This is a genomic window from Micromonospora sp. BRA006-A (assembly GCF_033433935.1).
Lineage (GTDB): Bacteria > Actinomycetota > Actinomycetes > Mycobacteriales > Micromonosporaceae > Micromonospora > Micromonospora aurantiaca.
The window spans coordinates 6,100,731-6,117,158 of record NZ_JANCLW010000001.1; the positions used below are offsets into that span (position 1 = coordinate 6,100,731).

Annotated in this window: 19 protein-coding genes and 1 pseudogene; 9 read left to right on the plus strand and 11 right to left on the minus strand. The window is 71.9% G+C overall.

Translation table 11 applies throughout. From position 1 onward, the window contains the following. Nucleotides 1-92: 92 nt before the first annotated feature. The 3 genes from NMK34_RS27880 to NMK34_RS27890 are packed head-to-tail and all read right to left on the minus strand — an operon-like array spanning nt 93 to nt 1,781. Nucleotides 93-428, minus strand: a complete 336-nt coding sequence (locus NMK34_RS27880; protein ID WP_318335818.1) for a YrdB family protein — start codon at nt 426-428, stop codon at nt 93-95. Continuing rightward, nucleotides 425-994, minus strand: a complete 570-nt coding sequence (locus NMK34_RS27885; protein ID WP_318335819.1) for a TetR-like C-terminal domain-containing protein — start codon at nt 992-994, stop codon at nt 425-427. Before NMK34_RS27885 ends, NMK34_RS27880 begins: the two co-directional genes overlap by 4 nt. After that, nucleotides 987-1,781, minus strand: coding sequence for an alpha/beta hydrolase (locus NMK34_RS27890; RefSeq protein WP_318335820.1), 795 nt, complete (start codon nt 1,779-1,781; stop codon nt 987-989). The genes NMK34_RS27885 and NMK34_RS27890 overlap by 8 nt, the downstream gene beginning before the upstream one ends. Nucleotides 1,782-1,857: 76 nt before the next feature. On the opposite strand from NMK34_RS27890, the gene NMK34_RS27895 reads away from it, so the two are divergent. After that, a complete protein-coding gene (locus tag NMK34_RS27895) occupies nt 1,858-2,262 on the plus strand; it encodes a VOC family protein (RefSeq protein WP_318335821.1) in 405 nt (134 codons plus the stop codon). A 1-nt stretch (nt 2,263) separates the two neighbouring features. On the opposite strand, the gene NMK34_RS27900 is transcribed toward NMK34_RS27895, so the two are convergent. Continuing rightward, nucleotides 2,264-3,184, minus strand: a complete 921-nt coding sequence (locus NMK34_RS27900) for a proline dehydrogenase family protein (protein WP_318335822.1) — start codon at nt 3,182-3,184, stop codon at nt 2,264-2,266. A gap of 117 nt (nt 3,185-3,301) precedes the next feature. On the opposite strand from NMK34_RS27900, the gene NMK34_RS27905 reads away from it, so the two are divergent. Genes NMK34_RS27905 through NMK34_RS27915 form a run of 3 tightly spaced genes read left to right on the plus strand, consistent with a single transcriptional unit; the run spans nt 3,302 to nt 5,331 of the window. After that, nucleotides 3,302-3,577 (plus strand): hypothetical protein, encoded by a 276-nt coding sequence (locus NMK34_RS27905; RefSeq protein ID WP_225319763.1) that lies wholly within the window; start codon nt 3,302-3,304, stop codon nt 3,575-3,577. 1 nt (nt 3,578) lies between these two features. Continuing rightward, nucleotides 3,579-4,745, plus strand: coding sequence for a glutathionylspermidine synthase family protein (locus tag NMK34_RS27910; protein WP_318335823.1), 1,167 nt, complete (start codon nt 3,579-3,581; stop codon nt 4,743-4,745). Nucleotides 4,746-4,764: 19 nt separating this feature from the next. After that, nucleotides 4,765-5,331 (plus strand): CGNR zinc finger domain-containing protein, encoded by a 567-nt coding sequence (locus NMK34_RS27915; RefSeq protein ID WP_318335824.1) that lies wholly within the window; start codon nt 4,765-4,767, stop codon nt 5,329-5,331. Nucleotides 5,332-5,428: 97 nt separating this feature from the next. Here NMK34_RS27915 and NMK34_RS27920 read toward each other — a convergent pair whose 3' ends face one another. Together NMK34_RS27920 and NMK34_RS27925 are read right to left on the minus strand one after the other, a co-directional pair. Continuing rightward, nucleotides 5,429-6,235, minus strand: a complete 807-nt coding sequence (locus NMK34_RS27920) for a sugar phosphate isomerase/epimerase family protein (protein ID WP_013288771.1) — start codon at nt 6,233-6,235, stop codon at nt 5,429-5,431. Nucleotides 6,236-6,310: 75 nt separating this feature from the next. Further along, nucleotides 6,311-7,255, minus strand: coding sequence for a Ppx/GppA phosphatase family protein (locus NMK34_RS27925; RefSeq protein ID WP_318335825.1), 945 nt, complete (start codon nt 7,253-7,255; stop codon nt 6,311-6,313). 74 nt (nt 7,256-7,329) lie between these two features. On the opposite strand from NMK34_RS27925, the gene NMK34_RS27930 reads away from it, so the two are divergent. Next, the gene (locus NMK34_RS27930) at nt 7,330-8,136 is read left to right on the plus strand and encodes a hypothetical protein (RefSeq protein WP_318335826.1); all 807 of its coding nucleotides are present in this window, start codon (nt 7,330-7,332) and stop codon (nt 8,134-8,136) included. A gap of 45 nt (nt 8,137-8,181) precedes the next feature. Here NMK34_RS27930 and NMK34_RS27935 read toward each other — a convergent pair whose 3' ends face one another. Continuing rightward, complete coding sequence (locus tag NMK34_RS27935) at nt 8,182-8,760, minus strand: TetR/AcrR family transcriptional regulator (RefSeq protein WP_318335827.1); 579 nt, start codon at nt 8,758-8,760, stop codon at nt 8,182-8,184. 139 nt (nt 8,761-8,899) lie between these two features. On the opposite strand from NMK34_RS27935, the gene NMK34_RS27940 reads away from it, so the two are divergent. Further along, a complete protein-coding gene (locus NMK34_RS27940) occupies nt 8,900-9,553 on the plus strand; it encodes an NADPH-dependent F420 reductase (protein ID WP_318335828.1) in 654 nt (217 codons plus the stop codon). Between the two features lie 52 nt (nt 9,554-9,605). Here NMK34_RS27940 and NMK34_RS27945 read toward each other — a convergent pair whose 3' ends face one another. From NMK34_RS27945 to NMK34_RS27955, 3 genes are all read right to left on the minus strand, one after another. Continuing rightward, nucleotides 9,606-10,184 carry a hypothetical protein gene (locus NMK34_RS27945; protein WP_318335829.1) on the minus strand — a complete coding sequence of 193 codons (579 nt, stop codon included), beginning with the start codon at nt 10,182-10,184 and terminating at the stop codon, nt 9,606-9,608. Nucleotides 10,185-10,886: 702 nt separating this feature from the next. Beyond that, complete coding sequence (locus NMK34_RS27950) at nt 10,887-11,570, minus strand: response regulator (RefSeq protein WP_135242192.1); 684 nt, start codon at nt 11,568-11,570, stop codon at nt 10,887-10,889. A 21-nt stretch (nt 11,571-11,591) separates the two neighbouring features. Next, a complete protein-coding gene (locus NMK34_RS27955; RefSeq protein ID WP_318335830.1) occupies nt 11,592-12,884 on the minus strand; it encodes a sensor histidine kinase in 1,293 nt (430 codons plus the stop codon). Between the two features lie 201 nt (nt 12,885-13,085). Here NMK34_RS27955 and phoU point away from each other — a divergent pair, with 201 nt between their 5' ends. Further along, complete coding sequence (phoU, locus tag NMK34_RS27960) at nt 13,086-13,730, plus strand: phosphate signaling complex protein PhoU (RefSeq protein ID WP_013288777.1); 645 nt, start codon at nt 13,086-13,088, stop codon at nt 13,728-13,730. A gap of 161 nt (nt 13,731-13,891) precedes the next feature. Continuing rightward, nucleotides 13,892-14,053, plus strand: a pseudogene (locus NMK34_RS27965) (IS30 family transposase); the annotation flags it as partial. 102 nt (nt 14,054-14,155) lie between these two features. Here NMK34_RS27965 and NMK34_RS27970 read toward each other — a convergent pair. Continuing rightward, nucleotides 14,156-14,923, minus strand: a complete 768-nt coding sequence (locus NMK34_RS27970; RefSeq protein ID WP_318335831.1) for a phosphoglyceromutase — start codon at nt 14,921-14,923, stop codon at nt 14,156-14,158. A gap of 151 nt (nt 14,924-15,074) precedes the next feature. Here NMK34_RS27970 and NMK34_RS27975 point away from each other — a divergent pair, with 151 nt between their 5' ends. Then, entirely contained in the window at nt 15,075-16,400 is a 1,326-nt protein-coding gene (locus tag NMK34_RS27975) for an MFS transporter (RefSeq protein ID WP_318335832.1), read from the plus strand. Nucleotides 16,401-16,428: the final 28 nt, after the last annotated feature.

Here is a 16,428-nt window from a genome sequence, read left to right on the forward strand (position 1 = left end):
GGGCCATGATCCACGTCATGGTCACCCGCCTGGCCCGCAACACGAAACCGGCCCAGGCAACCAGCACCTGAACCGGCTTCTCAAACGCTCACTCAGATCGGGGTGCCGGTCAGCGTCAACGCCGCCTTGTCGGCTGCCCAGAGGGCCACCAGGGCCACTCCGGGCACCGCGTGGCCGGCCAGGGCGAGCAGGACGCCGCCGGTCAGGAAGCCGGCGGCCTGGACGGCGAGCTTGGCCGGGTCGGGCAGCGTCACGGCGGCACGCGGCGAGCAGAACAGGCCCCACACCACGGCGATCACCAGCGGCGTGCCGAGCCCGGCCAGCAGGCGTACCGGCCAGCCGGCACCGAGCGTGAAGCCCCAGTATCCGGCTGAGCCCAGCAGGGCCAGTTCCAGCAGGAAGATCACGCCGAGCAGCAGGGCCTTCATCGGTTCTCCCAGGAGAGGTAGGCGCGGTCCAGGCCGGCGATCATCTCGCCGAAGGAACGGTCGGTGTCGCGGGGCAGCCCGAATCCGCCCGCCGCCTCCAGCGCGACGAACCCGTGCACGGCGGCCCGGAACATCCGGATGGCGTCGGTGGCGGCGTCGCCGTCGAGGCCGTACCCGAGCAGGATGGCGCGGACCGCGCCGACCGCGCGCTGCCCGGCGACCAGGTGGTCGGCGTCGGCCGGGTCGGGTGCCCGCTGGGCGGCCGGGTAGCGGCCGGGGTGCCGCCGCGCGTACTCCCGGTAGGCGGCGGCGACGGCGCGCAACGCGTCGCCGCCGGAGCGACCCGCGGCGGCGGCCGTGAGCACGTCGGCGATCTCGGCGGTGGCGAGCACGGCGAGCTTCTGGTGCAGCGCGTCCGCGCCCCGGACGTGCTTGTAGAGGCTCGGCAGCGCGACGCCGAGCCGGGCGGCGAGCGCGGCCAGGGTCAGCTTCTCGTAGCCGACCTCGTCGGCGAGCGCGGCGGCCTCTCGCACGACAGTCGCCGGGGTCAGACCGGCCCTAGGCACGCGCGGTCACCGCCAGGAACTCGACCAGGTCGGTGGCGGTGGCGTCGGGCTGGTCGGCGTGCGGGTAGTGCCCGGAGTCGGCGACCATCCGGGCCTCGGCCACGGCGAACAGCCGGCGCGCGGCGCGCGCCTCGGCGCCCGGGTCGGGGAAGTCCGGGTCCTTCGTGCCCATCAGCACCAGCACCGGCCGGCGCACCTCGGGCGCCCGGGCGGTCCAGTGCGGGTCGGCCGGGGCGATCACGCCGCGCACCGCGGCCATCCGGCCGCGCAGCTTGGCGACGAGCTCCTTGCGGTACGCGGCGTCGTCCGCCGGCCGCCCGCAGGGGAACAGCGTGCGGTGGAACAGCCCGAACAGCCGAGGGCTGCGCAGCACCGCCGCCTGCGCCACCCGCATCAGCGGGTTCGGCTTGGGCGTGCCGACGAACGGGCTGACCTGCACGATGCCGCTGACCAGGTCGGGCGCCTCGGCGGCGGCGAAGACGATCGCGGCGGCGCTGGACGAACTGCCGACCAGGGTGGCGGGCTCGCCGCCGAGCGCCCGCACCACGGCGAGCAGGTCGCCGCCGACGTGCTCGGGGGCGTACGTGGGCCAGTGCGGGCTGGAGTCGCCGTGCCCCCGGACGTCGACAGCGGCGACCCGGTAGCCGGCCGCGACCAGCCGGGGCGTCAGGTGCCGGAAGGCGGCCCGGTTCTCCCCCATGCCGTGCGCGAGGACCACGAGCGGCCCCGACCCGTGCACCTCGTAGGCAATCGTGCCGCCGTCCCGTGCCACCTGGCTAACCATCATAGCCTTAAAGCTAATGTCATTAGCCAAGTCCGTCAAGCTTGACCTCAACCCGAGGTGAGGTCGCACGATCCCGGGCATGCCGATCACCGCCGACTCGCACGTCCGCCTCGCCCGCCCGAGCCGTGACCTCGCCGCCGCCGAACGGTTCTGGACGCAGGGGCTGGGCCTGGACGTGCTCTACCGGAGCGAGGGCGGCCACGCGGACGAGCACGACCTGGTGATGCTCGGCCTGCCCGGGGCCGGCTGGCACCTGGAGCTGGTCGGCGGCGCGACGCTCACGGAGGAGCCGCGTCCCACCGGAGACGACCTGTTCGTGCTCTACCTCGACGGCCCGGCCGACGACGAACTGGTCCCGAGACTGGAACGGGCCGGCGGGACCAGGGTCTCCGCCGGCCCGTACTGGGACAGGTGGGGTGTCACGTTCGCCGACCCGGACGGCTACCGCCTCGTGCTGTGCACCCGGGCCTGGTCGAACGACTGACTCACTTCTTCGACAGCACCGCGCGGCCGAAGAACGCCAGGTTGGCCGGGCGCTCCGCGAGCCGCCGCATCAGGTAGCCGTACCACTGGTCGCCGTAGGGGACGTACGTCCGCACCGTGTAACCCTCGCCGACCAGGCGCTGCTGCTCCTCCGGGCGGATGCCGTAGAGCATCTGGAACTCGAACCGGCCCGGGTCGCGGTCGAACCAGCGCGCCCGGTCCTCGCCGATCGCGATCAGGCGCGGGTCGTGCGTGGCGAGCATCGGGTAGCCGTCGCCGGACATCAGCACGTTCATGCAGCGCACGTACGACTTGTCCACCTCGCGGGCGGACTGGTACGCCACCGACTCCGGCTCCTTGTACGCGCCCTTGCACAGCCGCACCCGCGACCCGGCCGAGGCCAGCTCCCGGCAGTCCGACTCGGTCCGCCGCAGGTACGCCTGGAGCACCGCGCCCGTACCCGGGTGGTCCTTGCGCAGCTTCGCCAGGATGTCCAGCGTCGAGTCGGTGGTGGTGTGGTCCTCCATGTCGAGCGTGACGGTGGTGCCCGCCGCGTCGGCCGCCGCGCAGATCGCCCGCGCGTTGTCGTACGCGAGCTGCTCGTCGAACATCTGGCCCAGCGCGGACAGCTTCACGCTGACCTCGGCGGCCGGGGTGAGCCCGGCGGCGGCGAGGCGGCTCAGCAGCGTGAGGTACTCGTCCCGGGTGGCGTTCGCCTGCTCCGGGGTGGTGGTGTCCTCGCCCAGGTAGTCGAGGGTGACCGCTTGGCCGTCGGCGACCAGCTCGCGGGTTGCGCGCAGCGCGTCGTCGGTGGCGGCGCCGGCGACGAACCGGCGGACGACGTCCCGGGTGAACGGGGCCGTCGCGACGAGCCGCTCCACCTGGGAAGACCGGGAGGCGGCGAGGATGACGGAACGGAGCATGAGCCGAGCGTAACGCTCACCACCGGGCCCCCGCCGGGTGCGTCCGAGGCCCGCCCCTCCCGTCCTCCGGCCCGGCCCGGGCACCCCCGGCTGGCGGGGATCGGCTACAACGTTCACGTGGATCGACGACACCCCCGGCGCCGGCTCCGCTCGGCCTCCGTGCAGCTCGGCGCGCTGACCGCGCTGGCCCTCGCGCTCTCCGGCTGCAACAACGGTTACGACGACGACGATGACGACTGCGCGCTCGGGCCGGCCGGCGGAGGCGGAGACACCGTCGCCGTGGCCCTGCTCGTGCCCGCGCCGGCCACCGCCGCGCGCGGCGAACCGGCCCCGACCGCCGCGCTGCCCGAGCGCGGTGGGTTCGGCACCCACCTCGCCTCCTGCGGCGGCTGACGTGCGCCGCGAGGCGAGCACGCCGCGCCCCGGCTGGGACGAGACCATCCGGGCCCAGGGCCTGGTGTACGTGGACACCGAGCTGCCCGACGGCGAGATCATGTCGTACTGGGACGAGACGGCCGCGTACTCGTTCACGCTCGACGAGGTGCTCCGGCTGGAGGAGGCCACGGAGGAGCTGCACCGGATGTCGGTGGCCGCCGCCGAGCACGTGGTGGCCCGCCGCCGGTACGCCGAGTTCGGCATCCCCGAGTGGGCCGCCGAGGCGGTCGCCCGTTCGCTGCGGGAGTCCCCGCCGACGCTCTACGGCCGGTTCGACCTCTGGTACGACGGCAGCGGGCCGCCGAAGATGCTGGAGTACAACGCCGACACCCCGACCGCGCTGGTCGAGGCGAGCATCGTGCAGTGGTACTGGCTGGAGCACACCCGCCCGGACGCGGACCAGTGGAACAGCCTGCACGAACGGCTGGTCGGCGCCTGGGCCAAGATCGGCGCCGGGCTGCACGAGCCGCGGGCGCACGTGCTCTGGTCCTCCGAGGAGGAGTCGGGCGAGGACCAGATCACCGCCGGCTACCTGGCCGAGACGGCCCGCCAGGCCGGGCTGGACGTGACGCTCATGCCGATCCAGCGGGTCGGCTGGGACGGGCGGCGCTTCGTCGACGCCGACGACCGGCCGATCACCACCTGCTTCAAGCTCTACCCCTGGGAGTGGATGCTCGCCGAGCCGTACGGGCGGCCGGCGCTCGACCCGGGCACCCCCACCACCTGGATCGAACCGGCGTGGAAGCTGCTGCTGTCGAACAAGGCGCTGCTCGCCGTCCTCTGGGAGATGTACCCGGGGCACGACTACCTGCTGCCCGCGTACCTGGACTCGCCGCGCGGCATGACCGAGTACGTGGCCAAGCCGCTGCTCGGCCGCGAGGGCGGCTCGGTACGCATCGTGACCGGCGACACGGAGATCACCAACCCGGGGATCTACGGCGACGAGGGCTTCTGCTTCCAGGAGTTCCGCGCGTTGCCCCAGTTCGAGGGCAACCGGACGGTGCTCGGGAGCTGGATCGTGGACGGCGAGTCGGCAGGCGCCGGGGTCCGCGAGAGCGAGAGCCTCATCACTGACGGTTACGCGCGGTTCCTGCCCCACTACATCGACGCACCGCGTGTGCTCTGAGTCGTCTACCGTTGGTGTCGTGAACTTCGACGCGTACGCCCGGACCGGGGTCGAGCTCGTCAACGCCCGGCTGGACGACCTGGACGGCCTGCGGGCCGTCTTCTCGGACGAGCAGGGCTGGATGCGCGACGAGGTCGCGGAACGGGACCTGGCGATCTTCCGGCGGGCGCAGAAGCGCCTCCGGGACGTCTTCGAGTACGGCACCTCGGGCCGGGACAACGACGCGGTGGCGGAGTTGAACGCGCTGCTGGAGGCGTTCCCGGTGCAGCCGCGCATCTCCGGGCACGACTCCTCCGACTGGCACATGCACGTGACCAGCCGGGGCGCGTCGGTCTCCTCCGAATACCTGGCCGGCGCGGTCTGGGGCCTGTCGGTGTGGCTGTGCGAGTACGGCAGCGCCCGCTTCGGAGTCTGCGCCGACGACCGCTGCGGCAACGTCTACCTGGACACCTCGTCCAACTGCTGCCGGCGGTTCTGCTCCGAGCGTTGCGCCACCCGCTCCCACGTGGCGGCGCATCGGGCCCGCAAGCGCGCCGCGGTCGGCGAGCAGGCCGTCCCGGCGCAGCCGCTGTCCCCGGTGAGCTGACCTCCGGCGCACTCCCCGGCCCTCGGGCCGACGCGCGCCGCCGCATCCGCAAGCGGCGCCCCAGCCGTGCGCGAGCGGCCGGGGCGGCGCGTGCCGGTCAGACGTCGACAGGTGACGGCGCGGTCAGGTTGGCCCGGGCGAACTCCAGCGACTCCCGCAGGTCCGCCTCGCGGACCGCGCGGCTCTTCGCGCCCCGGGTCGTCACCTCCACCGCCACCGAGCCGGTGAACCCCCGTCCGGCCAGCGAGCGCAGCATCTCCGCGCAGGGCTGCCCGCCGCGGCCGGGCACCAGGTGCTCGTCGCGTCCCTCGCCGGTGCCGTCGCCCAGGTGCACGTGCGCCAGCCCGGAACCCATCCGGTCGGCCATCGCCATCGCGTCGGTGTGCGAGGCCGCGCAGTGCGACAGATCCAGCGTGTACGAGGCGTACCCGATCTCGGTCGGATCCCAGCCCGGCGCGTACGGGACGAACTGCCGCCCCGCCATCCGCACCGGGTACATGTTCTCCACCCCGAAGTGCAGGCCGCCGAACTGCCCGGCGATCGTGTCGAGCCCGTCGGCGAAGGTGCGCGCGTAGTCACGCTGCCAGGTGAACGGCGGGTGCACCACGACGGTGGGCGCCTCCAACGTCTCGGCCAGCTCGGCGGCCTTACGCAGCCGCTCCCACGGGTCGGGGCTCCACACCCGCTGGGTGACGAGCAGGCACGGGGCGTGAACCGACAGCACCGGGACGCCGTAGTGCTCGGCGAGGCCGCGCAGCGCGCCCGCGTCCTGGCTGACCGGGTCGGTCCAGACCATCACCTCGATGCCGTCGTAGCCGAGCTCGGCGGCGAGCTGGAACGCCGCCGCGGTCCGTTCGGGAAAGACCGAGGACGTGGACAGGAGCACCGGAACGCGGTAAGTCACACCTCCGAGGGTAGCTCCAACCGCCAGCGAGCATCGGGACGAGCAACCGCAAAGCAACCCAGAGCGCTCGTACGGTCACATCGGCGTGAGCTGATCCAGCCGGCGCAGGATGACGCCCTCCCGCAGCGCCCACGGGCAGATGTCCACGCAGTCCACGTCGAGGCGGCGCATCACCGCCTCCGCCACCACCGCGCCGGCGAGGAGCTGGTGCGCCCGCTGCGCGCTGACCCCCTCCAGCTCGGGCAGCTGGGCCGGCGGGATGTGCCGCACGAACCCCAGCACCTGCCGCAGGCCGGTACGGGTCAGGCTGCGACGCGCCCACAGACCCGCACCCGAAGGCGCGGCCCCGGCCAGCCGGGCCAGCGTGCGGAACGTCTTCGAGGTGGCGACCGGACGCTCCCAGCCCACCGCCGTCAACTGCTCCACCACCGGGTCGAGCTGCGCGTCCACGTACGCCCGCAGTTCCTCCACGGCCTCGGCCGACGGCGGCGCCGTGCCGGCCGGATCCACGGCGAGCCGCTCCCGGCTCAGCCGCCCCGCGCCGAGCGGCAGCGAGATCGCCACATCCGGGTGCTCGTCGATGCCCGCGGCCAGCTCCAGCGAGCCGCCGCCGATGTCCATCGCCAGCAGCCGCCCGGCGGACCAGCCGAACCACCGCCGCACCGCCAGGAACGTCATCCGCGCCTCGTCCGCGCCGGAGAGCACCTCCAGGCGTACTCCAGTCTCGTCGCGGACGCGCGCCAGCACGTCGGCGGCGTTCGTGGCGTCGCGGACCGCACTCGTCGCGAACGCCAGCAGATCCTCGGCGCCCAGCCCGTCAGCCGCCGCCCGGGCCATGCCGACCGCCTTGACCAGGCCGTCCGCGCCGCCGTCGGTGAGCGCGCCGTCCGGCCCGATCTGCTCGGCCAGCCGCAGCACCACCTTCTCCGAGTGCGCCGGCCAGGGATGCGCGCCGTGGTGGGCGTCGACCACCAGCAGGTGCACCGTGTTGGAACCGACGTCGAGGACACCCAGTCGCATGGGGAAGACCCTAGGGCCAACACGTTTCGTCGGCTCGGCGGCCGGGCGGGGTCACCGCGCGTACGCTGGTCCGAGTGACAGGGCAGATCGAGCTTCACGTGCTGGTGGACGACCCCGAGGACCCGCGCAGCCGCGAGGTCGGGCTGGACTTCCCACGGGAGTGGATCGAGTTCGTCGACCCGGCCGACGCGAAGCACGTCGTCCGCGCCGACCTGACCTGGCTGCTGTCCCGCTGGACGTGCATCTTCGGCAAGGGCTGCCACGGCATCGTCGCCGGGCGGGCCGCCGACGGGTGCTGCTCGCATGGCGCGTTCTTCACCGACTCCGACGACGAGAAGCGTGTCCGGGCGGCGGTGAAGCGACTGACGCCGGAGACGTGGCAGCACTTCCGGCGCGGGTTCAAGAACTGGACCGAGAACGACACCGTCGACGGCAAGACGCCGGCCCGGCGTACCGCCACCCGCGACGTGGACGCCCCGTGCGTGTTCCTCAACGACGCCGACTTCGCCGGTGGGGGCGGCTGCGCGCTGCACGCCCAGGCACTGCGCGACGGGGTGCACCCGCTGGAGTACAAGCCGGACGTCTGCTGGCAGTTGCCGGTACGCCGCGACCAGGAGTGGCACAAGCGGCCGGACAACACGAAGGTGCTGATCTCCACGCTGGCCGAGTTCGACAGGCGCGGCTGGGGCGCGGGCGGGCACGACCTCGACTGGTGGTGTACGTCCTCCACCGACGCGCACGTCGGCGCCGAGCCGATGTACGTCTCGTACGGGCCGGAGCTGACCGCGCTGATCGGCGCGCCCGCGTACGCGAAGCTGGCCGAACTCTGCGCCGCCCGGCAGCGCCAGGGTCAGATCGCCCCGCACCCCGCAAGCGAGTAAGGAAGGGCCCCTTTTTAACGCCTCCGGTAGAGGAAGGGCCCCCTTTTAACGCTCCCGCAGCGCCGCGTCGACCAGGGCGCGGGCGCTCCGCTTCGCCGCGTCGGCGACCGCCGGGTCGCCGTCGAGCACCCCGGCGGCCAGGCCACCGTCGAGCAGCAGAGTGAGCTGGCGGGCGAGCGACTCCGGTTCGGCCGCCCCGGCCTGCCGGGCCAGGTCGGTCACCCAGGCCCGTACCGCGTTCTTGTGCGCGACGGTACGGGCGTGCACCGGGCTGCCGGCCGCTGACTCGGCCGCGGTGTTGATGAACGCACAGCCGTGGTAGCCCTCGCGGCGACAGGCCCCGCCGAGCGCGTCGAACATCCCGACGAGCTGCGCCCGCGCGTCGTCGCCGGCCGCCGCGGCCGCCGCCCGCAGTGCGCCGGACCACGCCTGGTCGACCTTGTCCAGGTACGCCAGGACCAGGTCGTCCTTGCGCGGGAAGTGCTTGTAGAGCGTGGCCTTGGCGACACCCGACTCGGCGATCACCGTGTCCACCCCGACGCCCCGCGGTCCGTACGCATAGAACAGCCGGAACGCGGTGTCCAGGATGCGGTCCCGGGCGGTGCCGGCGGGCGTGCGGGCCATTGTTCCTCCTCAGTCGCTCGGCGAAGTCTACAGACAGGTACGTCTCCTCACCCTTCAACTAGACAGACCTGTCTGTTAGTCTCGGTCCCATTGAGCGTGGCATCCGTGGTCGCGCCGTTGACCGAAGGACGGATTCGACATGCGCATCGCCATACTGGGCACCGGCATGGTGGGACGGGCCATCGCCGCTCGCGTGGCCGAGCTGGGACACGAGGTCGTCGTCGGCACCAGGGACGTCGCCGCCACCCGGGCCGGCGACTGGGGCGACTGGGCCGCCGACCATCCTGGCGTCACCCTGGCCGGGCACGCCGACGCCACAGCCGAGGCCGACCTGGTGGTGAATGCGACCAGCGGCGACGGATCACTCCCCGCGCTCGACGCGGCGGGCGCGGAGAACCTGGCCGGCAAGGTCCTACTCGACATCGCCAACCCGCTCGACTTCAGCAAGGGTTTTCCGCCCACCCTGTCGGTGCTCAACGACGACTCGCTCGGCGAGCGGATTCAGCGGGCGTTTCCCCGCACCCGGGTCGTGAAGGCGCTGAACACGCTCACCGCCGACCTGATGACGCACCCGCTGCAGCTCGCCGACGGTGACCACAGCGTCTTCGTCTCCGGTGACGATGCCGAGGCGAAGAAGGTGGTCGTCGACCTGCTCACCAGCTTCGGTCACTCCGACGTGATCGACCTGGGCGACATCACCACCGCCCGGGGCACCGAGATGTTGCTGCCGATCTGGCTGCGCCTCTACGGCCGGCTGGGCACTCCCCTGTTCAACGTCAAGGTCGTGCGCTGAGAACGCGTGAAGGCCGGCACCCTCTGCGGGTTGCCGGCCTTCACTGCGGGTGTCACTTGTTCCAGTGCTGGGCGACGAGGTCGGCGGCCTGCTGCTCCCACTGGGCGTAGTGGTCGGGGTAGGCGGAGACCTGGACGGTCTGGGCGGCCTTGGTCAGGGGCATGTCCTGCCAGCCGTCGACCTGCTTGAGGCCCTTGAGGAAGGCGGTGGTGGAGTATTCGGGGTCGGTGATCTGCTCGACGGTGCCCCAACCGGAGGAGGGGCGCTGCTGGAACAGGCCCTGCGAGTCGTGGTCGTTGCGGTCACCCAGGTGGCCCAGGTTCTCCAGCTTCGACTCCTGCAACGCGGTGGCGATCGAGACGACGGCGGCGCGCTCGTCCATGCCGGCCTTCTTCGTCGCCGCGATGATCGCCTTCACATTCGCGGTCTGCTCGTCGTTCAGGTCGATACGCGACTGCTCACCCTGCACACCGTGCGGGATCAGCTTGTCACCCTGCACGCTCACACTCACCGGCTTGGCCGCATGGGTGGTGGTGTCGGCCGCGTGGGCGGCGACCGGACCGGCGAACACACCACCGGTGAAAGCCAGACCAGCAATACCCAGAACGCTCTTCCGCAGAATCGTGTTCATCACAAGTGCTCCATTCGGGGGTCGACGCACCCGGGGGATGGGCGCGTGGCACCGTCAGGCGCTCAAGAAGACTGGGGGTTCTCGGCTGCTCGCGGGGCACAGGGGGTGCCTCTGTGCGGCGCCGGAAGCATGTCCAACGACCCGCGACCCGGCGTCATTCCCGGGCCGGCTCACGTCGCCGGAACCATCGTCAACGACCAGCCGGGCACGTCTGTTCCCGCAGGCCGTGCGGCCCATCAGGGGCGGAGCCGGTGCTCGTTCGTTCACCCGTCTACAACGCCCGGCACCCGCACACGATTCCGCCGTCAGAGTGCCGCCCACCACCCCCGACCCGGACACGCACGCCCACACGCCCCGGACCCGGCACCACACCCACACGCCGGGACCGGACACCCACGGGGAACGCCGAATCGGACATCACGCCGACAGAGCCGTCCAGCACCACCGCACCGCACAGCAGGCAGCCACCCAGCCCCACACGGTCGATCATGAGGTTAGCGGCGACAAACCGGACACCAAGCGCCGCCAACCTCATGATCGACGCGATCCCAGGCCGGGCTGACCGGGGCCGAGAACGCCCGCACTGCCGATCACACGCGCGATCTTGCAGTTCGAGCCCTTCCGGCGCCCCATTCAGGCGGTTTTCGGGGTACCGAAGTGCAAGATCGGCGAGCGAGGGCCGAGGGCGGCCGCGAAAGGGGATCAGGGCTCGAACTTGTAGCCCAAGCCTCGCACCGTGACGATGTAGCGCGGGGCGGACGGCTCCGGCTCGATCTTGGAGCGCAGCCGCTTCACGTGCACGTCGAGCGTCTTGGTGTCGCCCACGTAGTCGGCGCCCCAGACCCGGTCGATCAGCTGACCCCGGGTGAGCACCCGCCCGGCGTTACGCAGCAGCAGCTCCAGCAGCTCGAACTCCTTGAGCGGAAGCTGCACCCCGGCGCCGCCGACCGTCACCACGTGCCGTTCGATGTCCATCCGAACCGGGCCGGCGGCGAGCGTCGGCGCGCCCGTCTCGTTCGACTCGGCGGTCTGCCGGCGCAGCACCGCCCGGATGCGGGCGACCAGTTCACGCGGCGAGTACGGCTTGGTCACGTAGTCGTCGGCGCCGATCTCCAGGCCGACCACCTTGTCGATCTCGCTGTCCCGCGCGGTGACCATGATGATCGGCACGTGCGAGCGCTGGCGGAGCTGCCGGCAGACCTCGGTGCCGGACATCTCCGGCAGCATCAGGTCGAGCAGCACGATGTCGGCGCCGGTCCGGTCGAACTCGGTGAGGGCGGCGGGGCCCGTCGCGGCGACGGAGACCTCGAACCCCTCCTTGCGGAGCATGTAGGACAGGGCGTCGGAGAACGACTCCTCGTCCTCGACCACCAGTACGCGGCTCAACGGGTGTTTCCTTTCCTGTGGTCAGACCTGCCGGAGCTCGGCCGGGCCGGCCTCGATCCCAGCGGAGGCGAGTGTCGTCTCCAGGTCGTCCGGGGGGCGTGCGGGCAGCCGGAGGGTGAACGTCGACCCCCCACCAAGGGTGCTCGACACGTCCACCCGGCCGCCATGGTTGCTGGCGATGTGTTTGACGATGGCCAGGCCCAGGCCGGTGCCGCCGGTGGACCGGGAGCGTGCCTGGTCGGCCCGGTAGAAGCGCTCGAAGATCCGGTCGACCTCGTTCGGGGCGATGCCGATGCCCTGGTCGGCCACGGCGATCTCGACGTATTCCTCGGTGCCGGTGACAGTCACCCGGACCGTGGTGTCCTCGCCGGAGTAGTTGATCGCGTTCTCCACCAGGTTCGCCACAGCGGTGGCGAGTTGGCTGTCACTCCCGTACACCGTCAGGCCCCGCTGCCCGCCGACGGCGATCTCCACCCGGCGCGCGGTGGCCGCGGTGCGGGTGCGGTCGACGACCTCGGCGAGCACCCAGTCCACCGAGACCGGCTCGGGCGCGGGCTGCGGTTCGGCACCCTGGAGGCGGGTCAGTTCCAGCAGCTCCTGCACGAGGCGGCCGAGCCGGGTCGACTCGTGCTGGATCCGCTCGGCGAACCGCCGCGCGGCGACCAGGTCCTCGGACAGGTCGGGCGCGCCGTCGGCGGCCGGTTCGGTGGCGTCGACGAGCGCCTCGGCGAGCAGTTGCAGCGCGCCGATCGGCGTCTTCAGCTCGTGGCTGACGTTCGCGACGAAGTCCCGGCGTACCCGCGCGAGACGGTGCGACTCGGTGACGTCGACCGCCTCGATCGAGATGTAGCCGGAGCCCAGTCCCATCGCGCGCAGGTGCACGCCGAGCGGGTTCTCGCCGCCGCTGTCGCGGCCCCGGGGCAGGTCCAGCTCTATCTCGCGCCGCACGCCCGTGCGGCGGACCTGCCCGGCGAGGGTACGGATCAACGGGTGCGCCGCGATCGACCCCGGCGTCGCCCCGGTACGGAGCAGACCCATCGCCCGAGCGGCCGGGTTCACCAGCACCGGCACGTCGTCCGGGCCGAGCACCACCACGCCCGCGCGCAGCGAGTCGATCGTCTTACGGCCGAGCCCGGATAGGCCCCCCTGCTGGTCGTCCGGAATGGTCGTCCTCCCTGCGTCACGACGGAGGAGCCCGCCGCCCCCCGACGCCCGGCGGCGCCGCCATTCGTCAACGGGTCCGGACAGCAGCGCCCCGGCGACCAGCCCGGTCACCAGCGCTCCGGCCACCACGACGGCCACCGCCCATTCCACCCGGCGATCGTAGGGTCATTGTTAACCCGGGTATCGGGCACAAGGGGACGAACCACTCTCGCTTTCGGCAAAGTTCACCTGCGGGCCCAGCGTCGTTCATCCGCGTTCACCCTGGTGCCGACCGTTCGGCCTAGCGTGGGGCGCGCACCTGCTCCTGCCGTACCCCATGGGGGTGGCGGCCACCGACCCCAGGAAGTGACGATGCGCGACGAGTTCCGGGCCGACCTGCAGATTGTCAGCCAGTTGCTGGTGGACATGGCCGAGGCGGTACGCGCGGCCATGCGGCAGGCCACCAAGGCGCTGCTCACCGCCGACCGGACGGCCGCCGAAACGGTGATCGCGCGGGACGCCGAGATCGACGACCTCTACCGGCACGTGGAAGAGCGGGTCTGTGACCTGCTGGCCCGGCAGGCGCCGGTCGCCTCCGACCTGCGGGCGATGATCACCGCGTTGCACGTGGCAGCCGATCTGGAACGGATGGGCGACCTGGCCGACCACGTGGCGAAGACGGCACTGCGCCGGCACCCGTCCCCGGCGGTGCCGGCGGAGCTGCGGCCGGTCTTCACCGACATGGCCGGGATCGCCGACCGGATGGCCGAGAAGATCGGCTCGGTGCTGGCCAAGCCGGACGCCGACGTGGCCGCCGAACTGGACAGCGACGACGACGCGATGGACGACCTGCACAAGAGCCTGTTCGGCGTGCTGCTCGGCGACGACTGGCCGTACGGGGTGGAGACGGCCATCGACGCGACGCTGCTGGGTCGCTTCTACGAGCGTTTCGCCGACCACGCGGTGAACGCGGGCGAGCACGTGGTCTACCTGATCACCGGTTCCACGTCCGCCTGACCCCGTGCCCCCGCGCGCAAGGAAGGGCCCCTTGTTAACACCTTGGGTTCTAGGGATCGTTGCAACGCCTGACCTGATCAGGGGTTGCAGTGTTCGAGATCCGTGGGGATCGCCGGCCGCAGGGACCGAAGAAGCTTCGGGCAGATGGTCTTCAGCGTTACGGACTGCTGCGCCAGTACTTCCCCAAAAGCACCGACCTGGCCGTCCACAGCCCCGACCACCTCGCCACCGTCGCCGCCGAACTCAACGGCCGCCCACGCAAAACGCTCGGCTGGGACACCCCAGCCGAGCGCCTCGCTAAGCTCCTAGCCGTCACCGACTAGCCAACGTGTTGCAACGACCCCTTGAAACCGCCCACTGAGTGTTAACAAGGGGCCCTTCCTCTACCGCAGGCGTTAAAAAGGGGCCCTTCCTTACACCCAGGCTCAGCGGCCCTGGTTGGCGACCGCGGCGGCGGCAGCCTTCGCCGCGTCCGGGTCCAGGTACGTCCCGCCGAGCACCTGCGGACGCAGGTCGGCGTCCAGGTCGTAGCGCAGCGGGATGCCGGTGGGGATGTTCAGCTTGGCGATCGCGTCGTCGGAGATCTGGTCGAGGTGCTTGACCAGGGCGCGCAGCGAGTTGCCGTGTGCGGCCACCAGCACCGTCCGGCCGGCCAGGATGTCCGGCACGATCGAGTCGTACCAGTAGGGCAGCATCCGTTCGACGACGTCCTTGAGGCACTCGGTGCGCGGCATCAGCTCGGTCGGCAGCAGCGCGTACCGGGGGTCGCCGACCTGCGACCACTCGTCGGCGTCGTCGATCGGCGGCGGCGGCGTGTCGTACGAGCGGCGCCAGAGCATGAACTGCTCCTCGCCGTACTCGTCGAGGGTCTGCTTCTTGTCCTTGCCCTGTAGGGCGCCGTAGTGGCGTTCGTTGAGCCGCCACGACCGGCGCACCGCGATCCAGTGCCGGTCGGCGGCGTTCAGCGCCAGCTCGGCGGTGCGGATGGCTCGGCGCATCAGGCTCGTGTGCACCACGTCCGGCAGCAGGTCGTGCTCGCGCAGCAGCTCGCCGCCGCGCCGCGCCTCGGTCTCCCCCTTGGTGGTCAGGTCGACGTCGACCCAGCCGGTGAAGAGGTTCTTGGCGTTCCAGTCGCTCTCGCCGTGCCGCAGCAGGACCAGCGTCCCGACGGTGGGCCCCTCGCTCGCAGTCATGCCGATCATCCTGCCGTACGGCGCGGGCGGACACGCGGCGACCTGTGGTGACGACCACCACGTGGAAAACCTGATGACCACGCCTCCGGCCCGGCACTAGGTTGTAAGGCGTCTTGAAGAGATCGGTCATTACAAAGCGGGGGGCGTCGGGATGCGGACGGTACGGGGCTGGTTCCAGGACACAGCCGGTGGCCTGCCACGGACGTTCTGGTACCTCTGGGCCGGCACGCTGATCAACCGGCTCGGCTCGTTCGTCCTGATCTTCCTGGCCATCTACCTGACCCAGGAACGCGGCTTCTCCGCCTCCCAGGCCGGACTGGTCATCGGCCTCTGGGGCGCCGGCGGCGCGGTCGGCACCACCATCGGCGGCACCCTGACCGACCGCTGGGGACGGCGGCCCACGCTGCTCACCGCGCACGTCGGCGCGGCGGGCATGATGATCGCGCTGGGCCTCGCCCGGCCGCTCTGGGCGGTCGCCGTGGGCGCGCTGCTGCTCGGCGCGTTCGCCGAGGCGGCCCGCCCCGCCTTCGGTGCCATGATGGTCGACGTGGTGCCGGACAAGGACCGGCTGCGCGCCTTCTCGCTGAACTACTGGGCGATCAACCTCGGCTTCGCCTGCGCCGCCGTTCTCGCCGGCTTCGCCGCCCAGGGCAGTTACCTGCTGTTGTTCCTGGTGAACGCGACCACCACACTCGTGACCGCGCTCATCATCTTCGCCAAGGTCGGCGAGACCCGCGGCCCGGTCACCGCGCTCGGAGTCAAGGGGATGTCCGCGCCGGCCGGGGCGCTGCGCACCATCCTCGCCGACCGGGTGTTCCTCGGCTTCGTCGCGCTCAACCTGCTCGCCGCGCTGGTGTTCCTCCAGCACATCTCGATGCTGCCGATCGCGATGGGCGACTCCGGGCTCAGCCCCGCCACGTACGGCTCGGTGATCGCACTGAACGGCGTGCTCATCGTGGTCGGCCAGCTGTTCGTACCCCGGCTCATCAAGGGCCGCAGCCGCTCACACGTGCTGGCGCTCGCGGCACTGGTGATGGGTGCCGGGTTCGGGCTCACCGCGTTCGCCGACACGGTCTGGCTCTACGGCCTGACCGTGCTGATCTGGACCGTCGGCGAGATGCTCAACTCGCCGTCGAACGCCACCCTGATCGCGGAGCTGTCCCCGGCCGCGCTGCGCGGCCGCTACCAGGGCGTCTTCTCGCTGTCCTGGCAGCTCGCCGGCGCCGCCGCGCCGATCCTCGGCGGCCTGGTCCGCGAGCACGCGGGCAACAGCACGCTCTGGCTGGGCTGCGCGGGCATCGGCGTCGTGGCGGCGGTCGCCCACCTGATCTCCGGCCCGGCCCGGGAGCGCCGCGCGGTCGCGCTGCGCGCCGTGGGCACGCCCGTCACGCCGGTCACCGCCACCGCCTCCCCGGCGCCCGAGGCAGGCGAGGCCGCTGCGACCGCACCCGCCGCGCCGGTCCGGGCCGGTTCCTGAGTACGCCCCGACGCAGCCGCCCCGAGGC

Coding starts and splice junctions, on each gene's coding strand:
- NMK34_RS27880 (WP_318335818.1), bottom strand. CDS start 428: ATGAAGGCCCTGCTGCTCGGCGTGATCTTCCTGCTGGAACTGGCCCTG.
- NMK34_RS27945 (WP_318335829.1), bottom strand. CDS start 10,184: ATGAACACGATTCTGCGGAAGAGCGTTCTGGGTATTGCTGGTCTGGCT.
- NMK34_RS27975 (WP_318335832.1), top strand. CDS start 15,075: ATGCGGACGGTACGGGGCTGGTTCCAGGACACAGCCGGTGGCCTGCCA.
- NMK34_RS27890 (WP_318335820.1), bottom strand. CDS start 1,781: ATGATGGTTAGCCAGGTGGCACGGGACGGCGGCACGATTGCCTACGAG.
- NMK34_RS27970 (WP_318335831.1), bottom strand. CDS start 14,923: ATGACTGCGAGCGAGGGGCCCACCGTCGGGACGCTGGTCCTGCTGCGG.
- phoU (WP_013288777.1), top strand. CDS start 13,086: ATGCGCGACGAGTTCCGGGCCGACCTGCAGATTGTCAGCCAGTTGCTG.
- NMK34_RS27925 (WP_318335825.1), bottom strand. CDS start 7,255: ATGCGACTGGGTGTCCTCGACGTCGGTTCCAACACGGTGCACCTGCTG.
- NMK34_RS27940 (WP_318335828.1), top strand. CDS start 8,900: ATGCGCATCGCCATACTGGGCACCGGCATGGTGGGACGGGCCATCGCC.
- NMK34_RS27935 (WP_318335827.1), bottom strand. CDS start 8,760: ATGGCCCGCACGCCCGCCGGCACCGCCCGGGACCGCATCCTGGACACC.
- NMK34_RS27895 (WP_318335821.1), top strand. CDS start 1,858: ATGCCGATCACCGCCGACTCGCACGTCCGCCTCGCCCGCCCGAGCCGT.
- NMK34_RS27900 (WP_318335822.1), bottom strand. CDS start 3,184: ATGCTCCGTTCCGTCATCCTCGCCGCCTCCCGGTCTTCCCAGGTGGAG.